At 51.4% G+C, this 14,423-nt stretch carries 8 protein-coding genes and 1 pseudogene; 1 reads left to right on the top strand and 8 read right to left on the bottom strand.

Going from position 1 to position 14,423, the window contains the following annotated elements:
- Nucleotides 1-153: 153 nt before the first annotated feature.
- The 7 genes and pseudogenes from C6362_RS04695 to C6362_RS12295 form a co-directional block, all read right to left on the bottom strand.
- Entirely contained in the window at nt 154-1,566 is a 1,413-nt protein-coding gene (locus tag C6362_RS04695; RefSeq protein WP_014015600.1) for a GDSL-type esterase/lipase family protein, read from the bottom strand.
- On the bottom strand, nt 1,559-2,761 hold the full coding sequence (locus C6362_RS04690) for a M48 family metallopeptidase (RefSeq protein WP_014015599.1): 1,203 nt from the start codon (nt 2,759-2,761) through the stop codon (nt 1,559-1,561). The genes C6362_RS04695 and C6362_RS04690 overlap by 8 nt, the downstream gene beginning before the upstream one ends.
- Nucleotides 2,762-2,766: 5 nt before the next feature.
- Complete coding sequence (locus C6362_RS04685; protein WP_014015598.1) at nt 2,767-3,036, bottom strand: GIY-YIG nuclease family protein; 270 nt, start codon at nt 3,034-3,036, stop codon at nt 2,767-2,769.
- A gap of 7 nt (nt 3,037-3,043) precedes the next feature.
- The gene (locus tag C6362_RS04680; RefSeq protein ID WP_014015597.1) at nt 3,044-3,523 is read right to left on the bottom strand and encodes a peptidylprolyl isomerase; all 480 of its coding nucleotides are present in this window, start codon (nt 3,521-3,523) and stop codon (nt 3,044-3,046) included.
- Between the two features lie 317 nt (nt 3,524-3,840).
- Nucleotides 3,841-5,412, bottom strand: coding sequence for a hydroxylamine reductase (gene hcp, locus C6362_RS04675; RefSeq protein WP_014015596.1), 1,572 nt, complete (start codon nt 5,410-5,412; stop codon nt 3,841-3,843).
- A gap of 434 nt (nt 5,413-5,846) precedes the next feature.
- Nucleotides 5,847-10,151 (bottom strand): beta strand repeat-containing protein, encoded by a 4,305-nt coding sequence (locus C6362_RS04670; protein WP_041647097.1) that lies wholly within the window; start codon nt 10,149-10,151, stop codon nt 5,847-5,849.
- A 219-nt stretch (nt 10,152-10,370) separates the two neighbouring features.
- A pseudogene (locus C6362_RS12295) lies at nt 10,371-10,493 on the bottom strand (ESPR domain-containing protein); the annotation flags it as partial.
- A 654-nt stretch (nt 10,494-11,147) separates the two neighbouring features.
- On the opposite strand from C6362_RS12295, the gene C6362_RS04665 reads away from it, so the two are divergent.
- On the top strand, nt 11,148-12,251 hold the full coding sequence (locus C6362_RS04665; protein ID WP_014015594.1) for a M20/M25/M40 family metallo-hydrolase: 1,104 nt from the start codon (nt 11,148-11,150) through the stop codon (nt 12,249-12,251).
- A 233-nt stretch (nt 12,252-12,484) separates the two neighbouring features.
- Here the strand turns inward: C6362_RS04665 and pyk are convergent, their stop codons facing one another.
- Nucleotides 12,485-14,233 (bottom strand): pyruvate kinase, encoded by a 1,749-nt coding sequence (gene pyk / locus C6362_RS04660; protein WP_014015593.1) that lies wholly within the window; start codon nt 14,231-14,233, stop codon nt 12,485-12,487.
- Between the last annotated feature and the right edge of the window lie 190 nt (nt 14,234-14,423).

The raw sequence follows: 14,423 nt of genomic DNA, 5'->3' as shown, positions 1-14,423 counted from the left end.
ACGCTGTCGCATAATGCGACAGCGTCTTTTTAGTGGTTAGTTGTTAGTGGCTAGGGGTTAGTGGATGGTTTTAAATTTAAAAGTAGGGGCGCCACAGGGTTATCGGCCCGCTTACGAACCACGAACCACTGGAAAGGGCGTCAGCCCTTTCCCTCACTCCCAGGCACTATCGGGTAATTCCGTGATGCTGGCCCAGGCGTTATTGATGGCGGCGGCCATCATTTTTTTGCCCGGTGGGTCGAGATGGAGGCCGTCCAGAGCCAGTTCGGTCTTGAGTTCGCCGTGGCTGTCAGCCATGCCCGGCGTGATGTCGATGTGGACCTGCGTGTCGATGTAGTCGTTGACTTCGGCAATGGCGCTGCGCCAGTCATCGGCCGTATCCTGGTCGAAGGCGGCCTTGATGTTCTGCGGGTTAAGCGGCGGAATGGTCAGGAAAACCGGTTTGATGCCGTGGCTCAGGCATTTTTTCTTCAGCGTCCGTAAATCAGCAATGACTTCGCCTGCCGGCACGCCGGCCCGGAGGCTGTTGGAGCCGATGAGGATGATGACATACGAGGGCTTGAAAGGCAGGACATCGCGGTCGAAGCGTTCGACGCCCATGGCGCTCGTGTCACCGCTCTGAGCCAGGTTGATCGTCGGGAACATGAGATACGAAGCGTAGCTGAAATCCCAGTCCGTCGGCGAATAAGAAATACTGCCACCGCCATGGCTGATACTGTCGCCGAAGATAGCGACGACGCCCTGTTCGGCAGCCGGATCCAGTTCGAAAGGCAGGGCATCGGAATAGCCGCCGATGGGATTCCCCGCCCCGTCCAGGGCCAGGACGCGCCAGTAGAACGGCTTGTCGCCCATGCGGGCCTTCTGGTCATACTGCTGAGCATACTGAGGCGTATAACTGTCGATGCGATGGATTGACGGTGCCGTGCCGTTCGGGTCTTCCGGCAGGTCGTTGAGGATTTCCACCTCATACTTGGCCGCCCCGGGTACGGCAATCCAGTCGTAGACCGGGTAGAGCAGGGTCTGTCCCGGTCCCTGGTTGAAAAAGGACAAGGGCGTCGGCTTTTCCGTAAAAGGCTGGAAAATATCGACATGTACTTCTTCGACATCCGAGAACTCACTGACGGGACGCCCCTTCAAATCGAGGCCGCGGACGCGCCAGTAAAAGACCTGTCCCAGGAAAGTATCGGGCAAATCCAGTTCCAGTCCTGTCGTATAGGCCTTCTGGTCATCCATGAACGGTTCATAAGACGTACTGGGTTTCCCGTCCGCGTCCTTTTCTTCTTCCTTCTTCAATATCTGCACGTCATACATGACAGCCCCGTCGACACGGCTCCAGCGCAGGATGGGATGGGCATCGGCCGGATCCGTCGCCGGATAATGAAGAGTGACCTGCGGTTTTTCCCGCAAGGCTGGCACGTCATCGCCATCAGTCGTCGCATGCTGCCGCGCTTCTTCCAGGGCCACATCGACGCCATGAGAGTCCGTCGACTGGCGGGCACCGGCGAGGATGCCGACGCCCAGGGTCAAGGCCATGAGGGCCGTGACAAAAGCTATTTGTTTACGCATTTTTCTCCTTCTTCTGTTTCTTATAGCCATACTTATGGGTCCAGGCTTTATTCTGCTTCTGGATTTCCTTCTTGTTCAGCATGGCCGGTTTGGCTTCCAGGGCCGACTGGATATTCTTGACGATGACCGGCTGGTTATCGCCGTCGGCACAGGTCATGACGCGCAAGCCGTTGACGTAGACGTCATCGCCGCGGGACGACACCTTCCACGACGGCTGCTTCTTGTTCATCGCTTCGGTGACGACTTTATCGTCTTTCGTCGCTTCGCCGTAGACATCGTGCGTAGCCCGGGCCAGATTGCCGGCGACCAGGAAAGCCCGACGCCGTGACGAATAGGTTCCGGACACGGCCGGCGTAACAACAGGCTGTGCGTTGACATATACCGTGTTGCCGCCGACCTGGACGTGGTTGCCTGACCACAAGCTCATGCGTCCGGCCAGCTTTTCGATACGGCTCGACATCTGCGGATGGTTGTTCGGGCTGATGATGCGTTTGAAACCTTCCTGCCACAATTCGCCATACTGTTCATAGACGTACTGCATGGACGAAGCGGCACCACCGACATTATATGCCGTGTTCTTGAAGACATTGAAGCCCGTCGCATCAGCCTGTTTTTCCTGGTCCATAGTGACAAATTCATTGTCGATGTAATTGACGGCTACACTGCCCAAGAGGATGTCCAGGACATCGGCATTGCCGCCGAGGGACACGTCGACGAGGGTCGAAATACCGATACTCTTGAGGACGCCGTTGATGGCATGGCGTTTTTCACCGTGCTGCATTTCATGGCACAGCGTAAAGGCCAGTTCGTCATCATTGAGGGCATCGAGCATCCCCTTATTGACGGAAATGACGCCGCCGATCGTTTCAAAGGCGTTCAAATCCGTCGAGGGATTGGCATAGACATCGTAATTGCGCTTAATCAGGCCCGTCGCCACGAGATTGCGCTGGATATTTTCCAGGCGGTCGCTGTAGGCTTCATTATTGACGACGCCCGTCTTGGCCTGGGTATTGGCCAGCATCTGTTTCTGGTTATTGTTGTCCATCTGGAGCAGCTGCTGTTTTGCCAGGACCATCGTCGCGGCCCCGTAAAGCAAGATCTGCGCCGTCGAAGCGGCCGAAGCCATCGCTGCCGGTGCGATACAGAGGGATAAACTGGCAACGATTGTCGTCAGCCATTTTTTCCATAGTTTCATTTCGATCATCCTTCCTCATCCGTTACGGAAAGCTGTTCCCGGCAGAGCTTCTCCTTCTTCTTTCTCGTCCACTGCTTGATCTGCCATTCCCAATGCATCGCTTCGTGTTTTGTAGGAAAACCCTGGCACCAGGCCAGGGTCACAGGGCGACGGGAACGGGTATACTTGGCCCCTCTGCCGTCATTGTGCGCTGCCACCCGTTTGGCTACATCCAGCGTCCAGCCCGTATATAAAGACTGGTCGGCACAGCGCACCATATACGTATAATACAACATGAAGCACTTAGGCTTCCGTTACGATTTTCACCGTGTTCAAGACGACATCTTCCAGGGGTTTATCTGCAAAATTCGTTTTGACTCTGCTGATACCTTCGACGACATCGTAATCTTTGACGACCTTGCCGAAAATCGAATGATGGTTCTGGAGCCACGGCGTCGGGACAACAGTCACAAAGAACTGAGAGCTGCCCGTATTGGGGCCGGCATTGGCCATAGCCAGGATACCGGGTTCGCTGAAATCAAGGCCCGGACCAAATTCATCAGGGATCGTCTGCTTCGAGCCGCCGCAGCCCGTACCCGTCGGGTCGCCGCCTTGGATCATGAAATCGGCAATGATGCGATGGAAAATCGTGCCATCATAAAAACCGGATTTTGCCAAATTGACAAAATTTTCGACCGTAATCGGAGCTTTGTCCGCAAAAAGTTCAACCGTAAAATCGCCGCGGTTCGTCTGGAACACAGCATAAGTTTTATTGTCTGCCATAGTAAAAGCCTCCCATTTGCATATAATAAGATTAGTATACGTTTATATTACCGTAGAATAGGCAATTCCGCAAGTAGTTAGGGCGCTAAAGCGCCCCAATCGGGGCCTCCGTAGGGGCCGTCCTAAGCCTTTTTGACCCATCGGGTGCCGACCAACGGAAGGCGCAAGACGGTCGCCAAAACGGACAGCAGAGGCTGGACGCCTTGACAGGACGTCCCCTACGAAATCGCATACAGGCGAAAAAAAAAGAGGCTGTCGCATTGGACAGCCTCTTTTGAGTTTAAATCTCTCTTCTACAAACTATAAACTACGGCCTCTTATCCCAAAATCTTTTTGAGGTCAGCTTCCGGCGTGCTGGTCGGAGTGATGTTGAAGTTTTCTACCAAGTAGTTGAGGACATTCTTGGAGACGAAGGCCGGCAGTGTTGGTCCGAGGTAGATGTTCTTGATACCCAAGGAGAGGAGGGTCAAGAGGATGCAGACAGCCTTCTGTTCGTACCAGGAGAGAACCATGGACAAAGGCAGGTCGTTGACGCCGCAATCGAAGGCTTTTGCCAAAGCGACAGCTACCTGGATAGCGCTGTAAGCGTCGTTGCACTGGCCCATATCCATGATGCGCGGCAAGCCGCCGATGGTGCCGAGGTCGAGGTCATTGAAGCGGTATTTGCCGCAAGCCAAGGTGAGGACAACCGTATCAGCCGGGGTCTGTTTAACAAATTCCGTGTAGTAGTTACGGCCCGGACGAGCGCCGTCGCAACCGCCGACGAGGAAGAAGTGTTTGATAGCGCCAGCTTTGACAGCATCGATGACTTTGTCAGCTACGGAGAGAACGGTACCATGACCGAAACCTGTCGTTACCGTGCTGCCGCCGTTGATGCCGGTGAAGTGCTGGTCTTCGCTGTAGCCGCCGAGTTCCAGCGCTTTTTCGATGACCGGTGTGAAGTCTTTGTCTTCGCCGATGTGAGTTACGCCGTCAAAGGAAACGACTTCCGTCGTGAAGACGCGGTCGATGTAGGATTTGCGAGGCGGCATGAGGCAGTTCGTCGTGAACAGGAAAGCACCGGGAACGCCATCAAATTCTTTCTGCTGGTTCTGCCAAGCCGTGCCGAAGTTGCCCTTGAGGTGTTTGTATTTTTTCAATTCCGGATATGCATGGGCCGGGAGCATTTCACCATGAGTGTAAATGTTGATGCCTTTGCCTTCTGTCTGTTTAAGGAGGAGTTCCAAATCTTTCAGGTCGTGGCCAGTAACGACGATGAACGGGCCTTTTTCAACAGTCAAAGGAACCGTCGTCGGAACCGGTGTACCATAAGTAGTCGTGTTGGCTTCATCGAGGAGGGCCATGCAGGTCAAGTTGACTTTGCCTGTTTCCATGACAATCGGGAGAAGTTCATCCATGCCCCAGTCTTCGCCGATAGCCGATAAGCCTTTGACAAAGAAGGAATCGACTTCTTCACTCGATTTGCCGAGCATGAGAGCGTGGTAAGCATAAGCAGCCATGCCGCGCATGCCGAAGAGGATGAGCGATTTGAGGGAACGGATATCTTCGTCAGCGTTCCACATCTGGTTCATGTCGTAGTCAGCTGCGGGAGTGGACGAAAGAGCAGCGGCTTCAGCATGGACTTTATCGACCATAGCCTGGGTCGTCGTCGTATTGAAGTTGACGTTGGTAATGGTCGTGAACATGCCTTCGAGGATGGTACGATAGGTCTTAGCCGTCGGAGCGGCAGTCTGACAGGTACGGGCCAAGCCGACGAGAGCGCCGGTCAAAACATCCTGCAAGCCAGCTTCAACAGCCGATTTGCCACAAACGCCGGCACAACCGGTACAGCCAGTACCCATAGCGGTCTGTTCACACTGGAAACAAAACATCTGTTTTTCTTTTGTCATGGGGAAAACCTCCTATATTATGGACATATAAATGAATGGGTGATTCAAAATTCGCAGCTCTTATCGAGTACACGTAAAGTATAACAAAAAGAAAGGAATATTTCTGTTGCATTTACAACCAAAAGAGAAATTAGTGGCTCGTGGTTCGTGATTCGTGGCTCGTAAAAGCCTGCCATTATACTCGAATGGGCTGTAATGAAATCTCACAACGGGACTCACAAGGCTCCCTTTATAGGGGAGCTGGCCGCCAAAGGCGGTCTGAGAGGTTAAAGGTCGGCCCCTACGCATACTACGCACAAGGCCGTTGGCCGTGTTTTTTTGCGGCCTGCCTCCCAAAATCCACATTATCACATCAAACATCACGCATCAAACATCAAACATCAAAAGGCCCCGCATGATGGCCGGAACCTTCACGCGAAGCCTTCTGGATGGCACTATTTCTTGCCAAGTGCCTGCTGAATCATTTCGCCTTGCTGGGCTACGAGAGCTTCCAGTTTAGCAATCTTTTCGTCTTGTTCTTTCATCTTAGCATCCTGTGCTTTCAGGAGTTCATCTTGTTCTTTAATCTTCTTGGCCATGACCGTCTTGGACGTCGTGATACCGCTGCCACCGCTGCCGAGTTTGAAGCTGACACCGGCGTTGATCATATTTTCACCGCCGCCGAAGCTGCCACCGATGCTGAACATGGTGTTTTCGTTCGGACGATAGTAGGTACCGATAGCGACGGCATTAGCGCCAGCATAGTTGCCGTAACCAGCTGCGAAGTCCCACTTGTTGTCCGGGTCAAAGTCGAGCGGGTGGAGGGCTGCCAGCGCGGCTGCACCAGCACCGACGCGGTTGATGCGGCTGTCCAGCTTGTTGAGCGAATGGCTCAGGCTGTTGATGTTTTCCGCATTGGCAATGACGGCCTGGTTCGTGTTGTAGAGCTGACCGCCATTGACGGCATCTGTCGACGTTTCGGAGATATCTCCTTCAGCCAGGTTGATGATCTTCTGGCTGTTCATGTCGATACCGCTGCTATTGATGGTCGGACCATTGTTGACGGTAATATTTTCAACATTGGTGATGCTCTTACCATTCATGTCGATACCAGTATTATTAATGGTCGGTCCACCATTGTTGATAGTAACACTATCAACTTGAATATCCGGTTTCAGGGAAACGGATATGGTATCCATGCTGCCTGCTCCAGTAACGTTAGCTTTCGTCGAGATATTCGTACCATCACCAGCAATCTTAATAGTTTCACCATTTACGACACTGGCAGCCTGGTTATCATCAGCTTCAAGCTTGATATCTTCCGGAATACTTTCAATTTTCATAGGTTTACCGGTATCTGTTGTCGTTTCTGGAGCAACTTCATTAGATTCTGCCCGATACATGAGGTCCATGACTTTGAACTTCTTAGCGCCCGACGAACCGGATTCGGAACCACTTTCTGTCGAAGTGCTGTCACCTGTCGAAACCGTTACTTTGCCTTGGTTATTGGTAACGCCTTCAATATTAACATTGATTGTGTACTGGTTACCCGTCTTAGCGACACTGATGCCATCACCAGCCTTGATGGAAACTTGCGAATCGCGGATAGCCGATTTGAGCTGACCGACGTTGACTGCATCCATATCATCTTTCCCAGCTAAGACATTGGTGATTTTATGTTTATTGGCATTGATACCACTGGCACTGATATAGGTCGAACCGTCAATTGTGAGAGCATTTGCCGTCAGGGACAAGTTACCGACCTGGAGAAGTCCATCTGTCAATGTCGTATTTTTACCGACTTTGACGCTGCCTTTATTAGCTTCATTCTTGGTTAGGTCGAGATTATCACTGAGGGAGAACGAGAGATTTGCGCCAGCATTGCTGATGATCAGATTGTCATTGCTGCTGGAGAAGTCTACCGTGCCGTCCGGAGCGATGTTGGTCTTGCTAGCTTCTTTACCGTTAGTCGTCAGATTCCAGCCTTTGCCAGCCGTTTCGATAGCTTCGCCAGCTTTGCCTGCAACTTCCTTCAGCTGTTCTTCCGTAGCTGCCCGGCCACTGCCGTTTGCAAAACCGGTGTACTCCGTCGTTTTATTGGTCAAGCCAGTAATCGTAGCCGTTCCGCTACCACCGTTGACCAAGACACTGCCGATACGAGCCGTCGAACCGTTGATGATCGTCTGGTTACCCGTACCACCATCGACTGTAATCGTAGCTCCATCGATTCTCGTTTCATTGGTCAAGCCATTCTTAGCCTGCGAAACCGTCAAGCCGCTGTTGTTGAAAGCCAGCTGGGCTCCGCCCGATTTAGCACTGATGGAACCATCGGAACCGTTGAGCTTAATGGCATTGTCGCCGAGAACGACATCTGTTGCCAAGCCTACGGTATACGTGCTGCTGCCATCATCTGCTTTCGCTTCGTCGACAGTGATATTCTTGCCGTTAGTGACCGTCGTCTTTGCGGCTGCCGCTTTGCTGTCGACTTCTTTCAGCTGTTCTTCCGTTGCGGCCCGGCCACTGCCGTTTGCAAAGCCGGTGTAATCCGTCGTTTTATTGGTCAAGCCAGTAATCGTAGCCGTTCCGCTACCACCGTTAACCAAGACATTACCAATTCGGGCCGTCGAGCCTTTAATCGTTGTCTGGTTACCGATACCGCCGTCGACCGTAATCTCAGCTCCATTGATTCTCGTTTCATTAGTCAAGCCATTCTTAGCCTGGGAAACCGTCAAGCCGTTGTTGTTGAAAGACAACCTCGCGCCGCCCGATTTAGCACTGATGGAGCCATCGGAGCCATTGAGCTTAATGGCATTGTCGCCAAGAACGACATCTTTTGCCAAGCCTACGGTATACGTGCTGCTGCCATCATCTGCTTTCGCTTCGTTGACAGTAATGTTCTTGCCGTTAGTAACCGTCGTCTTTGCTGCAGTCGCTTTGCTGTTGACTTCTTTCAACTGTTCTTCCGTTGCTGCCCGGCCAGATGTTGCAAAACCCGCGTACTTCGTCGTTTTATTGGTCAGGCCACTAATCGTAGCTGTTCCACCACCGCCGTTGACTAGGACGCTGCCGATACTAGCCATCGAACCTTTGATAGTTGTCTGGTTACCGATACCACCGTCGACCGTAATCTCAGCTCCATTGATTCTCGTTTCATTAGTCACGCCATTCTTGGCCTGGGAAACCGTCAAGCCGTTGTTGTTGAAAGACAACCTCGCGCCGCCCGATTTAGCACTGATGGAGCCATCGGAGCCATTGAGCTGAATCGTATCGCCCAAGTTGACATCTTTATTGAGATTGACTTTGTATTCCACAGGTCCATTATCTGTCGTCGAAGTTTCAACGGCCGTGTTCGTCCCACCAATAACTTTCACAGCATTTTTAGCAATATTCTTGATAACGGTATTTCCTTTATTGGTGATATTCGACAGATCCGACTTGGCGATGCCCGTAATCTTGGCCGTGCCATCAATTGTATTGCCATTGCCATCGACGTAGGTCATGGTAACGGAACCATCATTACCTACCGTATAGGTATCGGCTTTGATATGGACATCTTCGCCTTTAGCGATGTTTTGAATCTTTGTTACTGCCGTGTTCGTGATATTGGTGAGGTCCGTATCTGCCAACCCAGTAGCTTCAAATTTAATCTGACCATCTGTTCCGGTAACGGTAATATGGTCACTTCCAACAAAGTTGACTTTCTGATTGACAGCATTGACGTCCTTACCGCCAGCCTGGGCAGTCCAGCTGACATCCGGTTTAATCGTGTAATCGACACCATTAATCGTCAGTCCTGTTGTAGCATCAGTTGACCCAATGGCGCTGACTTTCGAGCCTGTCGTAAAGGTCTTAGAAACTTCTTGTCCATTCGTCGTGTTGGAAATACGGACATAGGTGTCCTTACCACCTGTGCCGCCACCATTAGTAATGGTCAACGTTCCATCGACAGCAGGATTGCTCGTACCATCACCATTACGCATGAGGGAAATGGTTGCCGAAGAATCGTTCGTGCTCATATCTACGGACTTAATATCGTTATGATAGAGGGCAAAGTCATTGTCCCGCAAGACGTTGAGGTCTTTCTGGTATTCGGCTACCCGATAGGTATCCATCGTAGCGCCAGCGTCATTGACTTCAGCGCCCCAATAGCTGTAATAGCTGCCATCAGATTTCTTGACAGTCATCAAGACTTCATTATTTTTACCAAAGACTGTTCCTGTATAGACTTCTGATTCCGAAGCGTTGGTGAAGACACCGATTTCCCCATCAATGACATAGATATTGCTATAATCGACAACTTTTCCATTATACGTATATGCGCTAAGGGTAGCGTTCCAAGCTAATTTAGAGCCAGCATCCGTAGTTCTGACAAAGCCCCTAGGCTTGCCACTAGAAACTAAGTCAGCATACCCGTTGCGATAATTCGAAGCGTCGACAACGCCTTTCCAACTGGAGTCTTTGACGATGTAATTCCATTTGCCGTTAACCTCTGTTCCATCAGAATTGCTCACACCAGCATAGGTTCCAGCATTGACTTGCTGCAACGTTTCGCCAACATTGGTCGTCACATTCGTTTGGACATGAGTCGAAGTAACGCTTTCTAAGATATCCGACGGTTTGGCATTTGCATCATCTGTCCAGCTGACATCAGCCCGGCGGCCATTGTCCGACAAGGACGTATAAGGCTGGCCGTCGACTATGGTCAGCGAATAGCCGTTGCGGACCCAATAGATAATAGGCTGATTATATTTATCCTTCATACCACTGTCAACCGTATCGTAGTTTTTTCCATTAAAAGTAGTATGCCATTGACCATTCTGGTATTCAGCTCTTGAATCGCCATCATCAGGACTAGAGAACCTCAATGCGACGTATTGATTCTTTGCCGTTACAGCTCCCGTGCCATCCGCCGCATACGCCGGGACCACTCCGCTTCCTAAAGCCGTCATCCCGCAGAGCGCTAGTACGGTCAAAGTAACTTTCAAACTCGAAGACTTGCCATTCGATGCGCTATGTCTGCCCGATTTCGAGCTAATCAGTTCGGATCCGACTACGTAACAATTGCGAACTGTATTCCATACTACCTTGTAAATCTTATTCATAAATGTTCGCCTCCTTTTTTTCAGCTCCAGAATATTTTACCGTAAAAATGCTTTAATTATTTTTTATTTGTATAGACAATTGTCTTTCTCACTTATAATATAATTAATATGATATAAAATTGTTTCGCTAAATGTTATACTTCCACATGTTCTTTAATAATGTTTGATAAAAATATCAGTTTTAATAACTTCATCCCTTTCTATTTTAGGTTTACATTTTTACATTTCATACATTCGTTATATGGGTTTCTTATCTACTTGCATTATACGATATAAAACGAGGGGATAAGACAAACTTGTCCTAAAATGACGTTTTTTTGTCGCAAGTGGTCATTTTTGTAATTAAAAGATAATGACACTCAAGTACATGGGTAAAAAAGCCGTTCATCGTTCATCGAATCGGGGACCTGACGGTCCCGCCGGTCGCCTCAGACTCAGATGCCGCTGCGCGGCGTCAAACTCAAACTGAAGACATCGCCTCGAGTAACCCTCGGCTCGTGAAAAAATAGTGGCTCGTTGTTCGTGGTTCGTAAAAGCCTGCCATTATACTCGGATAGGCTGTGGTCGAACATCACATCGGGCCGCCTTATCCAGGCGGCCTGCGTCTTTTCCATGTTATAATAAAGTTACCATGAAGAGAGAGGAGTCATCACCATGAATGAAGATATAGAACGTTATGTGCGGGAGCACCGCTGTGATTTTATGGAATTACTTTGTCAGATTATTTCGCTGCCTTCGCCGACGGGTCACGAACAGGCCAAGGGGGAATGGATTCTCCAATATTTACATGGCTTGGGAGCTAGCAGTGCCTATCGCGATGAAGCCGGCAATATTCTCTATCCCTGCCATATAAAAAGCGGTGAAAAGGTCGCCCTTTACACCGCTCATATAGATACTGTATTTAAAGATTTACAGGAAATCCCCATTCATCAGACGGGACACATCTTGTCGGCACCGTCGTGCAGCGACAACAGTGCCAGTATTGCCGGTTTATTATTCATCATCAAAATGTTTTTCGATTTACAGCTCATGCCGCCGCAGGGCCTGCTTTTCGCCTTCGATGTCGGCGAAGAAGGCCTGGGCAATCTCAAGGGGATGCGGCAGGTCATGGCCGATTGGCACGACCGGATTTCCGAAGTCGTCGCCGTCGACTGTACTTTCGATACCTTCGTGACGACTGCCGTCGGATCCCGGCGCTATGCCGTGACGGTCGAAGCTGCCGGCGGCCACAGCTGGATGCATTTCGGCCAGTCCAATGCCATTGCCGAAGCGGCCCGCCTCATCAGCCGTCTCTATGGGCTGTCTGTACCGTCCCAGCCGAAGACGACGTACAATGTCGGCACCATCGCCGGCGGTACGACCATCAATTCTATCGCTGCCAAAGCGAAGTTCACTGTCGACTTGCGTTCGGAAAATGCCGACGAACTGGATAAACTGGACCAGGCCTTCCACGCCATCATAAAAGCAGGAGAACGGGAAAGCGTCCACATCGGGACAACGCTCCTGGGCGAACGTCCCTGCAGCCGACTGGACGCCAATCCCCTGGCAGACCGCATCACGGCAATCCGTCAGCGCCACAGCCTGCCGACAACCTGCATTGCCGGCAGCACCGATGCCAACATCCCCATGAGCCAGGGCATCCCGTCCATTTCCTTCGGCTTCTGCCGCAGCCGCGGTGAACACACTTTGCAGGAATCCTTGGACATAAACACGTTCCCAGCCGGCATGATACAAATGCTGGAATTTATGGGGATGTGAAAAAAGGGATTGTCGCACGAAGGCTTTTGCCGTCATGCACAATCCCTTTTTTCACGTGGTTTGCCGTGGTTCGTGATTTGTTTGCCGTGAAGGTTTAAATTTTTTAACAATCTGCTGTATGAAAATATCATTTTTCTTGCAGCTGTGAGAATTTTCGGCAAACGAACCACGCCAAACGAACCACAAAAGGGGCTTGTCGCTTAATGCGACAGCCCCTCCTATCAGGGTGATGCTTATCGTGCGTTGGCTTCGCCGCGGAAGATGGTGCCGCGGCTGGCGTCTACGGTGACGATTTCGCCATTTTCCAGAGTGTCTACGGCATGAGCTGCGCCGACGACGGTCGGGATGCCCAAGGTGATGGCGACGATGGCTGATTCACTGGTCAGGCCGACTTCTTCGGAGACGATGGCGCTGGCCCGTTTCATATAATCGACGAAATCAGCGCGGGCCGAACGGAGGACGAGGATGCAGCCGTCGCTGAAGTTCTTTTCCAGGTCTTCTTTCGATTCAGCGACACAGACTTTGCCGATGGCCGAATTACGGCCGATACCGGTACCGCGGAGGAGGACGTCACCGACGACCTGGACGCGGATCATGTTGGTCGAACCGGCTTTGGCAACGGGGACACCGGCCGTGAGGACGACGAGGTCGCCGGCTTTGATGAGGTCGTTGTCGAGGGCTGCGAAGATAGCATTATCGACGACAGCGTCGGTGTCGTTCGCTTCTTTGCCCGTGACGGCCTGGACGCCCCAGTTGAGCTGCAAGCGGCGGACGATGGCTTCGTGCGGCGATACGGCCACAATCGGGCAGGCCGGGCGGAATTTAGAAATCATCTGCGCTGTGCCGCCGCGTTCGGTCGAAGCGATGATAGCCGCAGCGTGGAGGTCTTTGGCAATCTTGACGACGGCTTTGCCGATGGATTCCGTCGTCGTTGTCGATTCGGCGTCGACATCTTCATAGGACTTCGGCGTGAAGTTGCTTTCCGTAAAGGTTGCGACGCGGGCCATAGTTTCTACGGCTTCTACCGGATAGAGGCCACCAGCCGTTTCGCCGCTGAGCATGATGGCATCGGTGCCATCGAGGATGGCGTTAGCAACGTCGCTCGTTTCTGCCCGGGTCGGACGCGGGTTGTTGCACATCGATTCCAGCATCTGCGTCGCCGTAATGACCGGTTTGCCCGCAGCCTGGCATTTATGGATGAGGACTTTCTGGAGCATCGGTACTTCTTCCGCCGGGACTTCGACGCCGAGGTCACCACGGGCAACCATGATGCCGTCGCTCATCTTAATGATATCGTCGATATTGTTGACAGCTGCCTGACATTCGATTTTGGAGATAATCTTCATGTGGCTGTCGTGTTTTTCCAAAATCTTGCGGATCGTCAGGACATCTTTGCCGCGCTGGATGAAAGAAGCGGCAATCCAGTCCATATTCATGCGGCAGCCAAATTCGATGTCAGCGGCATCGGTTTCAGAAACGGCCGGCAGGTTGATGGCAATGCCCGGTACGGCAACGCGCTTGCGGTCGCTCATCTTGCCGCTGTTGAGAATCTTCGTATGGATATCTTCGCCGTCGACGCTGACAACTTCCAAGTTGACCAGGCCGTCCGACAAGAGGATGTGGTCGCCGGCTTTGACGTCCTGCGGCAGTTCTTTATAGTTCATGGAGGCAATCGTTTCGTCGCCTTCGATGTCACGGGCCGTCAAGGTAAAGTCCTTGCCGGCTTCCATCATGATCGAGCCATTCTTAAATTTGCCCAAACGGATTTCCGGGCCTTTCGTGTCCAGGAGCAGTGCCACAGGGATACCCAGTTTCTGGGAGGCAGCGCGGACCATGTCGATGCGCTGTTTATGTTCTTCATGAGAACCATGGGAGAAATTAAAGCGGGCAACGTTCATGCCGGCTTTAATCATCTTTTCGATAATTTCCGGGGTATTGGAACTGGGGCCTAAGGTGCAGACGATCTTTGTTTTTTTCAGCATACAGATTTCTCCTTTTCTACTCACGTACACGTTACGATTGACATTTCTGTTCCAGGTGGTACATTTTTTGTCCCACTAGTGCAATATACAGCTATTGCTCACTGCGATTGTACCGTATTCCCAAAGATAATGCAAGGATTAGTTGTGTAAATACTTTATGAGAACGCAGGCCGCAGGTCGCCGTTCGCAG

It is taken from the genome of Megasphaera elsdenii DSM 20460 (assembly GCF_003010495.1).
Taxonomy (GTDB): Bacteria; Bacillota; Negativicutes; order Veillonellales; family Megasphaeraceae; genus Megasphaera; species Megasphaera elsdenii.
This window is presented reverse-complemented; position numbering and strand designations above follow the sequence as displayed.

Bases quoted from the DNA above. Each gene is read 5' to 3' on its own strand.
- C6362_RS04690 (WP_014015599.1), bottom strand. From the start codon at position 2,761: ATGAAACTATGGAAAAAATGGCTGACGACAATCGTTGCCAGTTTATCC.
- C6362_RS04665 (WP_014015594.1), top strand. From the start codon at position 11,148: ATGAATGAAGATATAGAACGTTATGTGCGGGAGCACCGCTGTGATTTT.
- C6362_RS04670 (WP_041647097.1), bottom strand. From the start codon at position 10,151: ATGAAGGATAAATATAATCAGCCTATTATCTATTGGGTCCGCAACGGC.
- hcp (WP_014015596.1), bottom strand. From the start codon at position 5,412: ATGACAAAAGAAAAACAGATGTTTTGTTTCCAGTGTGAACAGACCGCT.
- C6362_RS04695 (WP_014015600.1), bottom strand. From the start codon at position 1,566: ATGCGTAAACAAATAGCTTTTGTCACGGCCCTCATGGCCTTGACCCTG.
- C6362_RS04685 (WP_014015598.1), bottom strand. From the start codon at position 3,036: ATGTTGTATTATACGTATATGGTGCGCTGTGCCGACCAGTCTTTATAT.
- pyk (WP_014015593.1), bottom strand. From the start codon at position 14,233: ATGCTGAAAAAAACAAAGATCGTCTGCACCTTAGGCCCCAGTTCCAAT.
- C6362_RS04680 (WP_014015597.1), bottom strand. From the start codon at position 3,523: ATGGCAGACAATAAAACTTATGCTGTGTTCCAGACGAACCGCGGCGAT.